Raw genomic sequence first — 15,120 nt, 5'->3', positions numbered from 1 at the left:
ATTCAGGAAAAGGCGATTCAATATATTCCTCATCAAGCACCCATGGTTTTTATTGATGATCTGGTCGAGATGTCTGAACAGGGACCTGTTGCCAATTTAGTCATTCGTCCAGAATTATTATTTTGTGAAGCTGAAGGCTTACCGACATGGGCCAGTATTGAATTGATGGCGCAAACCATTAGTGCCTATTCAGGTTGCAAAGGTCAACAACAAGGTCAAATGCCTAAAGTTGGTTTTTTATTGGGGACTCGAAAATTGGCGTTACCCGTGCCTTTTTTTGAGATAGGCAGTACATTACTCATTCGGGCTGAACAGCAATATTTACATGAAGGTTTGGGACAATTTGCCTGTGAGATTGAGTATAAAGATCATAAAATCTCAGCCTTGTTAAGTGTTTATGAGCCGACAGGCGATCAAGATCATAAGGAAAATCTGTGAATAGACGAATTTTAGTCACTGGCTCAAGTCGTGGAATTGGTCAGGCAATTGCGTTGCAATTAGCTCAGGCCGGTTTTGATGTCACGGTACATGCACGTTCCCGAGTAAAGGAAGCGCAAGCTGTTGCAGCACAAATTCAAAGCTTGGGGCGAAACAGTCATATCTTAATGTTTGATGTCACAGATCGTGAGCTGGCTCGACAAATTCTTGAGCAAGATATCGAGGCGCATGGGGCATTTTATGGGGTCGTCTTAAATGCGGGTTTAACCCATGATGCTGCTTTTCCAGCCCTCAGTGATCATGAGTGGGATGACGTGATCTCAACCTCACTGGATGGTTTTTATAATATTCTTAAACCACTGATTATGCCGATGATTCATCTTCGAAAAGGTGGACGTATCGTGACCTTATCTTCGGTATCTGGGTTAATGGGTAATCGGGGGCAAGTCAATTATAGTGCTGCAAAAGCAGGTTTGATTGGTGCCACTAAAGCGTTGTCTCTGGAATTGGCAAAACGAAAAATTACCGTCAATTGCGTGGCTCCAGGATTAATTGAGACTGAAATGGTCACAGAAGAAGTAAAACAACATGCTTTAAAAATGATTCCCTTACAGCGCATGGGACATGTCGATGAAGTAGCCAGTGTGGTGAAATTTTTGTGTTCGGATGAAGCCTCCTATATCACCCGACAAGTAATTTCAGTCAATGGAGGACTGATTTAATGAAGCGTGTTGTCGTGACAGGTATGGCTGGAATTACCTCACTCGGTGAAACCGCCGATGCAATTTTTGAACAATTTGCTTTAGGAAAAAGTGGTATTCGCTATATACCAGATTGGGAAAAATATACAGATTTGCGTACCAAACTGGGTGGGCCTGTCGAAAGCTTTACCGTTCCTAAACATTTTAATCGCAAAGTGACGCGTGGTATGGGGCGTGTGGCTTTGATGTCTGTGGTCTGTGCGGAAACCGCTTTGGCAGATGCTGGATTACAAAATGATCCAATTTTAAAAAGTGGTGATGCAGGTGTCGCATTTGGTTCATCTGCTGGAAGTGTCGATGCGATTCGCGAGTTTGGTTGTATGTTGATTGATAATGACATGACCAAAATGAACGCGACCACGTATATTCGTATGATGTCACATACCAGTGCCGTCAACATGACAGTTTACTTTGGTTTAAAAGGCCTAACACTACCGACCTCAAGTGCCTGTACATCGGGTTCAATGGCAATTGGTCAGGCATTTGAGGCGATTAAGTATGGCAAGCAAACCTTGATGTTGGCAGGTGGTGCAGAGGAGCTCAGTGCGGCAGGTGCTGCGGTATTTGATGTGTTATTGGCCACCAGTGGCATGAATGATCAGCCTGAACGCACCCCGCGACCGTTTGATCAACATCGGGATGGATTAGTGATTGGTGAAGGTGCCGCATGTCTGATTTTAGAAGAATATGAGCATGCCAAAGCACGTGGTGCCAAAATTTATGCAGAAGTTTTGGGTTATGGCAGTAATACCGATGGTCAGCATGTGACACGACCCGATCAGGAAATGATGGCGCGTTGCATGCAACTTTCTTTAAAGGATGCGGGAATAACAGCGGATCAAATCGACTATGTCAATGCACATGGTACATCGACGGATCAGGGCGATATTGCTGAAACTCAAGCGACTGCACAGGTTCTGGGAAAAAAACCGATTAGCTCATTAAAAAGTTATTTTGGTCATACACTGGGTGCTTGTGGCGCGATTGAAGCATGGCTCAGTATTGAAATGCTGCATCGGAAGCAATTTATTCCGACGCTAAATCTGGATCAGGTTGACCCACTGTGTGGTGATCTTGATTATATTAAGGGAGAAATAAGACCTTTAAATGCCAACATAATGATGAGTAATAATTTTGCCTTTGGAGGCATTAATACCTCCTTAATTTTTCAACACCTTAAATAAAAGGAATACAACAATGTCATTCAAGAAAAAACTCAGTTTTGCTGTACTTTGTATGGGACTTATGGGAACAGTGCAGGCAGCAGATCAAGTGTATGATCTTGATTTTAAAGTGGCTGTTGATCGTGCAGTGGCAGATGGAACACTAGATGGTTCAGTCCAGTTCTATTTAAATGGAACAAAATCTGGTGGGCGAGTTTTACAGCAGGGGATCGTCACCAATAAAAAGACCAACGGTTTTGCCAAATCGGCTGAAACCTCTTGTGATTGGGTACTGCGTTCGGCTTTGATTCAATTACAAAATTCAGCAAAAGCCAAAGGCGGCAATGCTGTGACCAATATCGTCAGTTATTTCAAATCTAATGAAGTAAAAAGTACAACCACTTACCAATGCTATAAAGGCATGGCTGTGGCAAGTGTCGCATTAAAAGGTGATATTGTTAAATTTTAATTTGACTTAAAACCGTATCATTCAGAAGTGAGCCAATGATCATGAAAAACATTCAAGTGTATATTCGATCATTGGCTGATCTTCTTGAGTTATCTGTTCAGGATTTTGCCAATCGCACTGAATATCAGCAGTATAAAAAAACAAAAATTTATCAGTATCGAGATCAGTTAATCTCAAAATTTCTTCATATCCCAATTTCACAACTTAATTATGCAATTGCAGAACAAGGCAAACCGTATCTTCAGAATCAAGACCTGCATTTTAATCATTCACATAGTCAGCATGATTATGCCTTGGCACTTAGTCAAAATGTTCAGGATTTAGGTGTCGATATTGAAAGTTTAAATCGTAAAATTCGTTTTGAGGCACTCGCCAAACATGCTTTTCATCCGCAAGAATACCAATGCTGGAAAGCTTTAGGCGAAGATACCAATTATTGGTTTAAAGTCTGGACCACGAAAGAAGCGATTTTAAAAGCGCATGGTATGGGCATTCGTCTGGATTTAAATAGTTTGAATACTCAGATGCATCCTACACATGACAATGGTCAGATTGTGGATGAGCGTTTGGGTGTATTTGCCTATCAATGTTTTGACTTGGGACATGCCATGCTGAGTGTGGCTTGGCGTTCAGGTTTAGGTTGTGGCAAATTTATCGTACCTAAAATTCAAATCACTCAACAACACCTATAAAAAATGCCAGTATTTCACTGGCATTTTAGGTTTAACTGCTTAAACGTTAAGGAATATCATCTTCAAATTCAGGTTTAACTTGCACGATAAAGTCTTGACGATTCAAACCACGCCATAACGCAAAGGCAGTTCCGATATAAATCGAAGAATAGGTTCCGACAAATACCCCGACACACATCGCCACCGAGAACCATTTTAAGCCATCGCCCCCCAAGAACATCATCGACACCACCACAAGAAGTAGCGTCATAGAAGTATGGATGGTACGACGTAAGGTTTCGGTCAATGCAATATCCACGATTTCACGTGGCGTCGCACCACGAATTTTACGGAAGTTTTCTCGAATACGGTCTGAAACGACGATGTTATCGTTCAATGAGAAGCCAATTACCGCTAATACGGCAGCCAAAACAGTCAGGTCAAATGGCCACTGGAACAAGGCAAATGCGCCAATGATGATCAAAATGTCATGGAATAATGACATCACCGCACCCATCGCAAGTTTAAACTCAAAACGAATGGTCACATAGATCAGCATCAGGATCAGGGCAAGTGCTACAGCACCAGCAGAACGGACATAAAGTTCATTTCCGACCTGTCCACCTACTGCATCCACTTTATGCACGACAGCAGTGTTGTTTGGCAGTTGCGCAGCTTGGGAAATGGCTTTACTCAAGTCATCGACCTGAATTTCCTGTACGGGCATGCGTACAATCAGGTCTTTATTGCTGCCTAAGGTTTGTACCACAGCATCTTTAAAGCCTGCTTTTTCCAGTGCCTGAGTCACAGCAGCCTGATTCACTGGTTGTGCATAATTCAGCTCTGCTGATACACCGCCAGTAAAGTCCAAACCTAAATTTAGACCTTTGGTGGCAATAAAGAAAATACTGGCAATGGTGAGTAGGATCGAGAAAATTGCTGCTGGTTTGGCAATTTTCATAAACGGGATGATACGTTCATCATCCGGTCGACCATATTGTTTTGGTTTTTGTTGAGTCATATCAGTCATCATCGATCTCCTTATATGCTCAACTTTTTCAAATTACGGCGTTTGCCATAAATGAGCTGTACAATCGCTCGAGTTACTGTAATTGCAGTGAACATTGAGCAGACAATACCAATCATCAGCGTGACAGCAAAGCCTTTAATTGGACCTGTCCCAATCGCAAAAAGAATAAATGCAACAAGGAACGTAGTGAGGTTCGAGTCAAAAATGGTGTTATAAGCTCGATCATAACCTGCAACAATGGCTTGTTTGGGCGAAGCACCCCATTTCATTTCTTCTCGTATTCGCTCACAGATCAGGACGTTGGCATCGACGGCCATACCAATGGTGATCACGATCCCTGCAATACCTGGCAGGGTCAGGGAAGCGCCAATCCACGACATGACGGTTAAAATCATGGCAAGGTTAAAGACCAAGGCAAAGTTGGCAATCAAACCAAACAGACGGAAGAACACGATCATCCAGATGGCGACTAAAATAAAGCCGACTTCGGTCGATAAGATACCTTTGTCGATATTTTCCTGACCTAAGCTTGGGCCGACGACACGTTCTTCAACAAAGTACATTGGGGCTGCCAATGCGCCTGCACGTAACATCAATGCAAGTTCAGAAGCTTCTTGTGGAGATGCAAGTCCTGTAATACGGAATTGTGAACCCAAAACGGCTTGAATGGTTGCGGCATTAATGACTACCGACTCTGTATAAGGCGTACGAACTTCAGTTTGCGCCCCTGTCACAGGATCAGCCACATAGCTAATGCGTTGTTTATTTTCAATAAACAATACCGCCATACGTTTGCCGACAGAATTACGTGTAGCATCCGCCATCAGCTTACCACCCGCACTGTCCAGTGTGATGTTCACTTCTGCACCACCTGTATCCTGACTAAAGCCAGAACTTGCATTTTGAACACGTTCACCGGTCAAAATACGGTTACGATTCAGTAATAACTGACGGCCACTATCCAATGATTCATACGCAAAAACTTCTGTACCTGGCGGTAATGGCTGACCATTATATTTTCCTGTGTAGCGGTCAATATATTGATCGTTCTGGTCTGAAACCAAACGGAATTCCAGATTCGCTGTACGGCCTAAAACACGTTTCGCTTCGGCAGTATCCTGTACACCCGGTAATTCCACCACGATGCGGTTATTACCCTGAGTTTGTACCAGTGCTTCTGCCACCCCTAACTCATTAATACGATTGCGCAGTGTGGTTAAGTTCTGATTTACCGCATAAGACTGAATTTCCTGACGACGAGCATCGGTATAAGTCAAACGCAAGCTTGAACCGTTATCCGTTGCCACAGCCTGTTGGGTGAATTCATTGCCATTACGACGTAAGAAATCCATCGCCGCATCACGGTCAGTATTATTGGCAAACTGAACGTTAATCGCATTGTTATTGAGTGAAAGACTATTGAACTTGATGTTGTTGTCGCGGAATTGACGACGAATATCACTCGCCGATGTTTCCATACGTTGCGCAATGGCTTTGTCCATATCAACTTCAAGCAGGAAGTGGACACCACCGCGTAAGTCAAGACCAAGCTTCATCGGCTTCGCCCCAATCTTCTGCAACCATTCTGGGGTTGTGGGTGCAAGATTGAGTGCCACCACGTAGTTTTCACCTAAATCACGACGTAAGACATCCTGCGCTTTCAGCTGATCTTCAGATGAACTTAAACGCAACAAGGCCGCATTGGCACTGAAGGTATTGTCATGGCTTGGGATATGGGCAGTTTTTAAAATTTGCTCTGCTTTTTGTACAATGCTCTGATCAATTTGAGTACCGGCTTTGGCACCTGAAATCTGAACAGCAGGTTCATCTGGATACAAACTTGGCAGCGCGTAGAGTGTACTGATGATGAGTACAACCACAATCAGTACATATTTCCATGCAGGGTAACGCATTCGCTTTCTTCTTAAAATGAAAAAGTCGTGCAACAAGCACGACTGTTTTTATGATTAAAGGTTATTTAGAGTGCCTTCAGGAAGAACTGAAATCACACTTGCGCGTTGAATTTTAACTTCATTACCACGATTCAGTTCAACTACCGCATAATCACCTTCGATTTTGGTGATACGGCCCATCAAACCACCCGCAAAAACGACTTCACTACCAACACCTAGACTCTCAATGAGGGAGCGATGCTCTTTGGCACGTTTAGATTGAGGACGCCAGATCAAGAAATAAAAGATCGCAATAAATACTGCAATCATCAGTAAGTTGGTGACCATGCTTGGGCCTTGTGCCGCTGCTGGTGCTGCGTGAGCAGAAGAAATTAAAAAGCTCATTTCGATTTCCTAAACTTAAAACCTAAATTAAAAAAGGATTGTCAAATCCTGACAAAATACGAGTTCGTTCTGCAATTTACCTTGTCTTTTTGTTGAGCGCAAATCTAGTTGCATCAATCTACAGGACAAGCGGGAACTTCTAAACCACGACGGGTATAAAAGTCTGTCACAAATTCATCGAAAGTCCCGTGATCCAAAGCATTTCGGATATCTTGGGTAAAGCGCTGGTAATAACGTAAGTTATGGATAGTCCCTAACATCGATGCCAGCATTTCACCACATTTTTCAAGATGATACAGATAGGCACGAGTAAAGTTTTTGCAGGTATAACAATCACAATGCGGATCAAGCGGACTTTGATCATGACGATACTTGCTATTACGGATACGCACCAGACCGTCTGTCACAAAGTAGTGTCCATTCCGCGCATTACGGGTGGGCATCACGCAGTCAAACATATCAATCCCGCGACGAATCCCTTCCACAATATCTTCAGGCTTCCCAACGCCCATCAGATAACGTGGTTTATCATGCGGCATTTTATTTGGCAGATAATCCAGCACCTTGATCATTTCATCTTTCGGCTCACCGACTGATAAACCACCAATCGCATAACCATCAAAACCAACTTCAAGCAAGCCATTTAAGGATTCATCACGCAAATCTTCATACATGCCGCCCTGAATAATGCCAAATAAAGCATTGGTATTTTTCAGTTGATCATGATGATGTGTTTTACAGCGTTTTGCCCAACGTAGCGAAAGTTGTAAAGACTTTTGTGCTTCTTCATGGGTTGCAGGATAAGGCGTACACTCATCAAATATCATCACGATATCCGAGTTAAGCACCTGCTGAATTTCCATGGAGATTTCAGGGGACAAAAATACCTTTGAACCATCAATCGGTGAGCGGAAGGTGACACCTTCTTCTTTAATCTTACGCATTGCGCCCAGACTAAACACCTGAAAGCCGCCAGAGTCGGTCAAAATTGGCTTATTCCATTTGATAAACTCATGTAATCCACCGTGTTCTTTAATGACTTCAAGACCGGGACGTAAGTACAAATGAAAGGTATTCCCCAAAATAATTTGCGCCTGAATTTCTTCAATGTCACGGGGTAACATGCCTTTAACCGTACCGTAAGTACCTACTGGCATAAATACGGGAGTTTCAACGACCCCATGTTCAAGAGTCAAACGGCCCCGACGGGCGCGCCCCGACTGACCTAATTTTTCAAACTTCATACCACTTTCCAAATCGAGGCGAAAAAACAGTTCGCTGATGGCTAAAATAAAGAGCGCTATTTTCCTAGATTTATGCGTGGAGTTCTACTACTAAATGTTATAAGGACGATAAAACGCCATCACTTTAAAAATTAGGGCGATAATCAAAACTTTGTGCAGCAGCATGATCACGAAATGGACGAATGGATTTCTTACCTAAAGTTAAAGTGTTAATCATGTTGTTGGGGAAGACTTCAATATGATTGTTAAATAGTTCAACATTGCGGTTAAAAATGGTGATTGCGGCGCTGACATTGTCATTTTGCTCATCAATCTCATTCATCATGCGTAAATAGATTTCATTGGCTTTCAGTTCTGGGTAATTTTCTACCACCACATTTAGACTACGCATCAGTTCTTTATTTAAATTTTCAATGCGTTGTAATTGTGCAATATCCGCCTGCTCTACATTTAGATTTAAAATACTTTGACGCAGTTCAGTGACTTTTTCCAAAGTTCCTTTTTCAAAACTGGCATATTGTTCAACCAACGGTGCAAGTTCATCCAGAACTTTTAATTTCTGGCGTTCGTAGGTGGCAACATCTGCCCATGCACGTTTGGTGGCATTAAAGTGCAGTACAATTTTATTGCGAATGAAAATACCAAAAATAATAATCGCTAAAATAATGAGTAGAAAAAGCCATAAACCCATCGTGTTTCCCCAAAATTGTTATTTTAAAAAACGGCTAAGATCAGAACATAGTTGTTCATAGTGTTTTAATCGAAAGGTACGCAAATGTCCACGCAAACTTGAAATGTCCTGAATTTTCCGAGTCTTGGAACTCAGTTCAAATAAGTCCGTATCGCCTAAAAAGCAGATCATGGCTTGATGAGAATGAAAAATGAGCTCGCCTTTACGAGATCGAAAAAAATCAGACAAAGCTAATAAAAGTGCAGGATTTAAAGTTTTAACCAAATGCAGTTGATCCGTGCCATAAATTTGTAGTTGTTGATTAATTTGGATATCACTGCTGTTCCAGCGTACTTGATAAGGAAAACCTATGTTTTGACCTAAGTTAGTCACAGCAAGTCCTTGAATCGCTGTCTCAAAAATACACAGTCCATATAAGTTTTTTTCAATACGTCGTACTGTTACTTTATCACCATTGTCATCCATTACCTCAATTTTATCGACATAATGATATTGAAAAACAAAGGCTGGATATTCTTTATCTTGATCATCTTTGAGTGTGGTATTGGCATAGCATGCAATTTGATTGGAATCATGCCCTTTATTGAAAAAGGGAAAACTGTTTTTGAATTGCTGAATGAATAAAGCGGGGCGAGCATATGAGGATAAATGATCTGGCACATGTCCAAACTTTAAACCATAACGTGTTTCAATCACTTTTTCTTCGAGATAGCGAACGACATCCTCAATGGCATCATCGGTTTCATAGAGCATAAAAGCCAAGAAAAACAGGGCAATTGCACCCAATAGACCTAAAATTGCAGGTAGACCAAAAGTTGGTAAAGCAAACATAAGCAGCAAACTGATTGCGCCCAACACGACTAAAAACTTAGGCAAACCATTATCAAAATGCAACGAAGGATGATCTCGCCATGGATGCAATTCATCCAAAATTTGCTGATGCGTTTCAGCTTTTTCTGCAAGTTCCCAGAGCCGTGCAATATTGCGAAATACATGCGCATTTTTTCTACGACGGATATGTAACGCGTGTTGTACGCTCTGGATTGGCATGACGAAGATTTAACCGAGTTGAGCTTGATCAATTAACATGGCATCGCCATAGCTAAAGAAACGATATTTTTCAGCTACCGCATGTGAGTATGCTTTTAAAATATTCTCTCGGTTAGATAGGGCTGAAACTAACATTAATAAGGTCGATTCGGGTAAATGGAAATTAGTAATTAAACGATCGACCACAGCAAACTTATAACCAGGATAAATAAAAATCTGAGTGTCACCCGTCCACGCTGCAATTTGACCTTGATGTGCCTGAGCTGCACTTTCTAAAGCGCGAGTCGCAGTTGTGCCAACAGCAATCACTTTATTACCCCGTGCTTTGGTTTGATGAATTAGCTCTGCCGTTGCTTGAGGTACATCACACCATTCACTATGCATGATGTGGTTTTTAATATCATCTGTACGTACAGGCATAAAAGTACCAGCACCGACATGTAAGGTGACAAAGGTTTTTTGAATGCCTTTTTGCGCTAACTGCTCAAGTAGTTTTTCGTCAAAATGCAAACTGGCTGTTGGCGCAGCAACACTGGCAATTTTTTCAGGGTCATGAAATACGGTTTGATAACGTTCCGTATCGATCGCTTCTGCCTCCCGATTAAAATAGGGTGGAATTGGAAGTTGTCCATAACGATCTAACACCGATAATATGGCTTCAGAAAACTCGACAACAAATAAGTTTTCATTGCGACCTCGTACCGTAACTTTGATGCCATCTTCGCCAATGAATAATTCCGTACCTGCTTTAGGGCTATTACTGGCTTTGATGTGGCAGTGGGCAATTTTTTGATCCAACATTCGCTCAACCAAAACTTCGACTGCGCCGCCTGTCGCGCGTTTACCCTTTAAGCGCGCTTTCATGACTTTGGTGTCATTCAGAACCAGCAAATCCCCTTCATCTAATAAGTCGACAATCTCAGTAAACATGCGGTCATGATAGTGACCTTGTGCATCTAAATGTAAAAGACGTGAGGCACTGCGTGATTCAAGTGGATAGCGGGCAATAAGTTCATCTGGAAGATCAAAGCTAAAGTCTGAAAGCTGCATAATACGGGACATAACAAAATTTGCGCTTAGTATAGTCTTTTTGGCTTTTAGAAGGGAGTCATGATGTTTTTTCCTGCTAAAAGTTTGTTTGCTGTAAAAGTAGGCAATAGTCCAAGAGTTATCGTTGACAAGTTTTTAAAACGCGCTATTATACCGATCACAAAGCATCATACTCTCCCGAGGTGGTGAAATTGGTAGACGCGGTGGACTCAAAATCCACTGTCAGCGATGACGTGTCGGTTCGAGTCCGACCCTCGGGACCATTGATTCTTAACAGAATTTTAAAAACCCTAAACTTTTAACTAAGTTTAGGGTTTTTTATTTGTGGTTGTTGATTCTAAATGTACGTTGTGTAAAGTTCATAAAATGATGCTGATTGGAGATGAAAATAAGGGGGAGATTGTAATAAACTGCAAAATACGATCATATGATTATATAAAAATAATGTTAGGGTGGAAAGTGTTTGTATTTGAAGAGATTTTTAAAGAAAAACGTAGTGAAATATCTAAAAATCTAGATCTTCGTTTACAGCGCGCTTTAAGTTGGATAAAACAAGCTAGTCAGCAAGATCAGGATGCTGAAGTTAAGCTTTTCTACCACTGGATCGCTTTAAACTCGTTATATATATCCGAAATTAATCAAAACTTTGAACAACGACAGCACAGTCTGAGAAGATTTTTACATTATTTGTCTGATCATGATGTTGAGAAAAAAATAAGTCGGACTTTAATGAGTCGACTCGATCTAAGTCTACATGATTTTTTGCAGAGCCCTTATCTCTCGTATGAATTCTGGCGATTCCAGCATGCTGAAATGGATGAAATGCAATTTCAACATGCGCGTCAGATTGAAAAGCAAGAATTGCTAGTCAAGATTCAAGAGCAACAAGATGCGGAATTATTGAGTTTCATCCTGCAACGAATCGCCATGTTGCATACTCAAATGAGTTTGGGTGGCGTAATTAATCAGAGTCAGGTGTATCGTCAACTGATCAGTGATGCGGCTCAAATCCTCACCGTTTTGCTTCCTATCTTCATGACCATCCTGCTCGAAAACCCCCAAGGTTTTGATTATTCAACGCCATTTTTTCCCGTTATTCAGTTTTCCTAAGTTCAGATGGGGCGCTTTTTTTGATGGAAATGGATGCGATCAATTAGGGCGAAGCACGCAGCAAAAATCGTCAGCCCTATTCCTGCACTACAAGTCATGATCCAGCCACCATGTCGCCATGCAAAAATACCAATCGCCGAGCCACTGGCTGCTCCAGTAAAATAGAGCGTCATATAAATAGCATTTAGTCGTGATTTTGCATCTGGGCGTAATTTGAAAATAATATTTTGATTACTGGTGTGGATCAGTGCGAGTCCCCAGTTAATGAGTCCGAATCCTAAGATATAAAAAATTAGCGAAACTTTGGCAAAGAAAAAACAGACCCAACTGAACGTCAAAAGTAAACAGCCTGCCCATGTCAATGTGGTGGTCAAGCCTCGATCCGCTAATTTTCCTGCATATGCTGTCGATAACGCACCAAATACGCCCACCAGACTAATAAGCCCGATGACAAAATCTTTTAACTGAAAGGGTGGAGCGGATAGCAACAGTGCCATGGTTGAAAATAAACTACTCATTGAACCAAAGGCACAAGCACCCACTAGTGCACGCAAGAGCAATCTCTTTTCTTCAACCAATAAGCTCCCCATAGATTTAAAAATCTGAGCATAATTGAGTTGAAAACGTAAAACATATGGCAGTTTACCTCTGAGTAAATAAGCCACAATAAACATCAGTATTGCACTGAGTAAATAAATCACTTTCCACTGAAATAAATTAGATAGAAGACCTGCCAAACTCGTTGAAAGTAAAATACCTACCAGTAAACCGCTCATTAAAAAACCAACGACTTCACCAGTTTTTTCAGGTTTAACCGCCATGGTTGCAAGTGGAATTAAAACTTGAGCGGCAACAGAAAATAAACCTGTCATCAGTGTGCCTAGCCATAGCATTGGCAAATTCACACTGAATCCACAGAGTAAAAGTCCAATTCCGGCTAGAAATATTAACCAAGGGATAAATTTAGTTTTATTGACTACATCGCCCAATGGGACGATAAAAAGTAGTCCCAAAGCATACGAAACCTGTGCAAAAGTCACCGTCAAAGCAGCTTGACCTTGAGTCACATTGAAATAAGTCTGTATAGAATGAATCAAGGGCTGACTATAATAATTGGCACCTGCACAGAGTCCACAGGCGATTGCCATGAGCCAGAGCAGGTTTTTATTCTGACTAATGTCAGCTGTAGGTTGCATAAAAAACTCGTATTAAGATGAATAAGCAGTTGCTTCAACTTCGAAAAGCATATCGGCTATTGCAAGCTGTGAAACTGGAGTAAGTGTGCAAGCAGGAAATTTTTGGTCAAGCCAAAGCTGGCGCATCATTTGAATCAAAATACGAAGTTTATATTCATCGTGCTGGACAATAAGGATACGTAACATCGCAATATCTTGAAGCGTCGCATTGACACTGTCCAATGCTAGTTTTAAGTTGTAAAAGGCTTGTAAAACTTGTCGGGAAAAATCTCTTGAAAGATTGCCTTGAGCATTTTCACCCCCTTGACCTGCAATGTGTATGATACGTCGAAAATTATGTACTTCAACCACGTGACTGTATCCAAATGGCTGGGGATTATACAAATTGCTTGGATTTAAAAATCTTAGATGCGATTCGTGTCGTGACATTTGAGCAGACTCTCAATACAAAATAAATATTGTGCTAGTATCAAAGCTCAAGTTAACTTGAGGTCAAGTGTGTATGCAGAAAAATCAGCTCAAGCAATTCATCAGTATTGGTGAGCTAGCAAAACGTAGTGGCGTGAGTGTGGCGACCTTGCGTTTTTATGAAGAAAAGCAGTTGATTTGGAGTATCAGAACTAATGGTAATCAGCGGCGTTATTTGAGAGCAATGCTGCGGCGTGTGGCGATTATTAAAATTGCACAAGTAGTTGGGATACGTTTAGAAGAAGTTAAACAGGCTTTTTCGGTGTTGCCTCAAGATCAAATTGCCTCTAAACAAGACTGGCAAAATATGTCCAAGCTGTGGAAATCACAACTGGATGAGAAAATTTTAACCTTATTGCAATTAAGGCAACAATTGGACTGGTGTATTGGTTGTGGCTGCCTTTCGATGGAACAATGTCCGTTACGCAATCCTGATGACTCTCTTGCAGAGCAATCTTCAGGCGCTCATTTTCAACGGATTTTATTGGCATTGGATCAACTTGAGCAAAAACAAGCTTAGTGTTTAAGTCGATTTTTGCTTAAGCTAATCATGAGTACTCCAATAATATTTAAAATGCAACCTAACCATTGCCATCCATTTAAATGTTCATTTAAAAATGCGACCGCCAGTAAAATAGTCAGAATTGGACCAATGGATGCAATCATCGCAGATTGAGAAGCCCCTAAGCGTTGAATACTTTGCATCAATAAAATTGTGGGTAAAACGGTGACAAAAAATCCCAGTCCAATGCCATACCACCACACGCTTAAAGGTAATTGTTGTAAGAGCTGGAGTGGTGCGGTTGTTTGTATAAAAAAATGTATTAAAGTGCCGAGACAAGCCACGCTTAACGCTAGTCCCGTAAAATTCCATGAACCAAACTTTTGAATTAAAACAGGTGTCATTAATAGATATGCAGCAAATGCTACCGCACTGGCAAAAACCAGACTGACACCCAACCAAAAACCGCCCTGAATTGGTGCGGAACTATACTCTTGTAACATGACAAGAACCGTTCCTCCATAACTCAAAAAAATGGCAAACCAACTTTTTACATTTATTTTTTGCTGGTAGATCACACTTGAGGCGAGTACCGTCAACGTCGGGTATAAAAATAAAATAATCCGTTCAAGAGATGCACTGATATACATCAAGCCTTTAAAATCCAGCCAACTGGCAAAGTAGTAGCCTAATAGCCCAGCTAAAACCAAAATCAGCCAATCTTTCTTGCTGATTGCGTGATTATGATGCCGATTCAACCAGCAAATGATGAGGAAAAACGGCAAAGCACTTCCCATACGTAATGCCATGAGCACGGTTGCATCGACCAATGGTGAAAGCACATACGTTTGTTTAATAAAGATTGCTTTGGTACTAAATAGGAATGCCGCACAAAGGGCAAATAAAGAGCCGATCTGTGTTGCAGATAAAAAACGTTTCATTCAAAAGCCATGTTGGAGGGCGTTGTTTGGCTCAAATTC

Annotated in this window: 17 protein-coding genes and 1 tRNA gene; 8 read left to right on the top strand and 10 right to left on the bottom strand. The window is 41.4% G+C overall.

The features are described from left to right. Genes E0D95_RS07795 through E0D95_RS07775 form a run of 5 tightly spaced genes read left to right on the top strand, consistent with a single transcriptional unit; the run spans nt 1 to nt 3,523 of the window. Nucleotides 1-438: an ApeP family dehydratase gene (locus tag E0D95_RS07795; RefSeq protein WP_431830759.1), complete on the top strand. Its 438-nt coding sequence runs from the start codon at nt 1-3 to the stop codon at nt 436-438. After that, nucleotides 435-1,160, top strand: a complete 726-nt coding sequence (locus tag E0D95_RS07790; RefSeq protein WP_130803341.1) for a 3-ketoacyl-ACP reductase FabG2 — start codon at nt 435-437, stop codon at nt 1,158-1,160. The genes E0D95_RS07795 and E0D95_RS07790 overlap by 4 nt, the downstream gene beginning before the upstream one ends. Continuing rightward, nucleotides 1,160-2,383 (top strand): beta-ketoacyl-ACP synthase, encoded by a 1,224-nt coding sequence (locus tag E0D95_RS07785; RefSeq protein WP_130803340.1) that lies wholly within the window; start codon nt 1,160-1,162, stop codon nt 2,381-2,383. Before E0D95_RS07790 ends, E0D95_RS07785 begins: the two co-directional genes overlap by 1 nt. A 13-nt stretch (nt 2,384-2,396) precedes the next feature. Continuing rightward, a complete protein-coding gene (locus E0D95_RS07780) occupies nt 2,397-2,831 on the top strand; it encodes an excinuclease (RefSeq protein ID WP_130803339.1) in 435 nt (144 codons plus the stop codon). A gap of 35 nt (nt 2,832-2,866) precedes the next feature. Continuing rightward, nucleotides 2,867-3,523 carry a 4'-phosphopantetheinyl transferase family protein gene (locus E0D95_RS07775; RefSeq protein ID WP_130803338.1) on the top strand — a complete coding sequence of 219 codons (657 nt, stop codon included), beginning with the start codon at nt 2,867-2,869 and terminating at the stop codon, nt 3,521-3,523. Nucleotides 3,524-3,569: 46 nt separating this feature from the next. On the opposite strand, the gene secF is transcribed toward E0D95_RS07775, so the two are convergent. The 7 genes from secF to queA form a co-directional block, all read right to left on the bottom strand. After that, a complete protein-coding gene (secF, locus tag E0D95_RS07770) occupies nt 3,570-4,535 on the bottom strand; it encodes a protein translocase subunit SecF (RefSeq protein ID WP_130803337.1) in 966 nt (321 codons plus the stop codon). A gap of 8 nt (nt 4,536-4,543) precedes the next feature. Next, nucleotides 4,544-6,445, bottom strand: a complete 1,902-nt coding sequence (gene secD, locus E0D95_RS07765) for a protein translocase subunit SecD (protein WP_004992743.1) — start codon at nt 6,443-6,445, stop codon at nt 4,544-4,546. Nucleotides 6,446-6,499: 54 nt separating this feature from the next. Continuing rightward, on the bottom strand, nt 6,500-6,829 hold the full coding sequence (gene yajC, locus E0D95_RS07760) for a preprotein translocase subunit YajC (protein ID WP_004992746.1): 330 nt from the start codon (nt 6,827-6,829) through the stop codon (nt 6,500-6,502). A 113-nt stretch (nt 6,830-6,942) separates the two neighbouring features. Beyond that, nucleotides 6,943-8,073: a tRNA guanosine(34) transglycosylase Tgt gene (tgt, locus tag E0D95_RS07755; protein WP_130803336.1), complete on the bottom strand. Its 1,131-nt coding sequence runs from the start codon at nt 8,071-8,073 to the stop codon at nt 6,943-6,945. Nucleotides 8,074-8,197: 124 nt separating this feature from the next. Next, nucleotides 8,198-8,764: a LemA family protein gene (locus tag E0D95_RS07750; RefSeq protein ID WP_130803335.1), complete on the bottom strand. Its 567-nt coding sequence runs from the start codon at nt 8,762-8,764 to the stop codon at nt 8,198-8,200. 18 nt (nt 8,765-8,782) lie between these two features. After that, nucleotides 8,783-9,814 (bottom strand): hypothetical protein, encoded by a 1,032-nt coding sequence (locus tag E0D95_RS07745; protein WP_130803334.1) that lies wholly within the window; start codon nt 9,812-9,814, stop codon nt 8,783-8,785. Between the two features lie 9 nt (nt 9,815-9,823). After that, nucleotides 9,824-10,864 (bottom strand): tRNA preQ1(34) S-adenosylmethionine ribosyltransferase-isomerase QueA, encoded by a 1,041-nt coding sequence (queA, locus tag E0D95_RS07740; protein WP_130804860.1) that lies wholly within the window; start codon nt 10,862-10,864, stop codon nt 9,824-9,826. 176 nt (nt 10,865-11,040) lie between these two features. Between queA and E0D95_RS07735 the strand changes: the two genes are divergently transcribed. Both E0D95_RS07735 and E0D95_RS07730 read left to right on the top strand, forming a co-directional pair. Continuing rightward, a tRNA-Leu gene (locus E0D95_RS07735) sits at nt 11,041-11,127 on the top strand. A gap of 196 nt (nt 11,128-11,323) precedes the next feature. Continuing rightward, nucleotides 11,324-11,974, top strand: a complete 651-nt coding sequence (locus tag E0D95_RS07730) for a HEPN domain-containing protein (protein ID WP_130803333.1) — start codon at nt 11,324-11,326, stop codon at nt 11,972-11,974. 2 nt (nt 11,975-11,976) lie between these two features. Here E0D95_RS07730 and E0D95_RS07725 read toward each other — a convergent pair whose 3' ends face one another. After that, entirely contained in the window at nt 11,977-13,170 is a 1,194-nt protein-coding gene (locus tag E0D95_RS07725) for an MFS transporter (protein ID WP_130803332.1), read from the bottom strand. A 12-nt stretch (nt 13,171-13,182) separates the two neighbouring features. Continuing rightward, nucleotides 13,183-13,599: a RidA family protein gene (locus E0D95_RS07720; protein WP_130803331.1), complete on the bottom strand. Its 417-nt coding sequence runs from the start codon at nt 13,597-13,599 to the stop codon at nt 13,183-13,185. A gap of 73 nt (nt 13,600-13,672) precedes the next feature. Between E0D95_RS07720 and soxR the strand changes: the two genes are divergently transcribed. After that, entirely contained in the window at nt 13,673-14,158 is a 486-nt protein-coding gene (soxR, locus tag E0D95_RS07715; protein WP_130803330.1) for a redox-sensitive transcriptional activator SoxR, read from the top strand. Here the strand turns inward: soxR and E0D95_RS07710 are convergent. Then, nucleotides 14,155-15,081 carry a DMT family transporter gene (locus tag E0D95_RS07710; RefSeq protein WP_130803329.1) on the bottom strand — a complete coding sequence of 309 codons (927 nt, stop codon included), beginning with the start codon at nt 15,079-15,081 and terminating at the stop codon, nt 14,155-14,157. The two genes, soxR and E0D95_RS07710, sit on opposite strands and share 4 nt — an antisense overlap. Nucleotides 15,082-15,120: the final 39 nt, after the last annotated feature.

This window comes from Acinetobacter ihumii, assembly GCF_900625095.1.
In the GTDB taxonomy this organism is placed as follows: Bacteria; Pseudomonadota; Gammaproteobacteria; order Pseudomonadales; family Moraxellaceae; genus Acinetobacter; species Acinetobacter ihumii.
The sequence above is the reverse complement of the archived record's forward strand: the minus strand, read 5'-3'. Positions and strand labels throughout refer to the sequence as shown.

What these genes read in the sequence shown, in the direction of transcription:
- E0D95_RS07785 (WP_130803340.1), top strand. Translation starts at nt 1,160, where the DNA reads ATGAAGCGTGTTGTCGTGACAGGTATGGCTGGAATTACCTCACTCGGT.
- E0D95_RS07780 (WP_130803339.1), top strand. Translation starts at nt 2,397, where the DNA reads ATGTCATTCAAGAAAAAACTCAGTTTTGCTGTACTTTGTATGGGACTT.
- E0D95_RS07775 (WP_130803338.1), top strand. Translation starts at nt 2,867, where the DNA reads ATGATCATGAAAAACATTCAAGTGTATATTCGATCATTGGCTGATCTT.
- secF (WP_130803337.1), bottom strand. Translation starts at nt 4,535, where the DNA reads ATGATGACTGATATGACTCAACAAAAACCAAAACAATATGGTCGACCG.
- secD (WP_004992743.1), bottom strand. Translation starts at nt 6,445, where the DNA reads ATGCGTTACCCTGCATGGAAATATGTACTGATTGTGGTTGTACTCATC.
- yajC (WP_004992746.1), bottom strand. Translation starts at nt 6,829, where the DNA reads ATGAGCTTTTTAATTTCTTCTGCTCACGCAGCACCAGCAGCGGCACAA.
- tgt (WP_130803336.1), bottom strand. Translation starts at nt 8,073, where the DNA reads ATGAAGTTTGAAAAATTAGGTCAGTCGGGGCGCGCCCGTCGGGGCCGT.
- E0D95_RS07750 (WP_130803335.1), bottom strand. Translation starts at nt 8,764, where the DNA reads ATGGGTTTATGGCTTTTTCTACTCATTATTTTAGCGATTATTATTTTT.
- E0D95_RS07745 (WP_130803334.1), bottom strand. Translation starts at nt 9,814, where the DNA reads ATGCCAATCCAGAGCGTACAACACGCGTTACATATCCGTCGTAGAAAA.
- queA (WP_130804860.1), bottom strand. Translation starts at nt 10,864, where the DNA reads ATGCAGCTTTCAGACTTTAGCTTTGATCTTCCAGATGAACTTATTGCC.
- E0D95_RS07725 (WP_130803332.1), bottom strand. Translation starts at nt 13,170, where the DNA reads ATGCAACCTACAGCTGACATTAGTCAGAATAAAAACCTGCTCTGGCTC.
- E0D95_RS07720 (WP_130803331.1), bottom strand. Translation starts at nt 13,599, where the DNA reads ATGTCACGACACGAATCGCATCTAAGATTTTTAAATCCAAGCAATTTG.
- soxR (WP_130803330.1), top strand. Translation starts at nt 13,673, where the DNA reads ATGCAGAAAAATCAGCTCAAGCAATTCATCAGTATTGGTGAGCTAGCA.
- E0D95_RS07710 (WP_130803329.1), bottom strand. Translation starts at nt 15,081, where the DNA reads ATGAAACGTTTTTTATCTGCAACACAGATCGGCTCTTTATTTGCCCTT.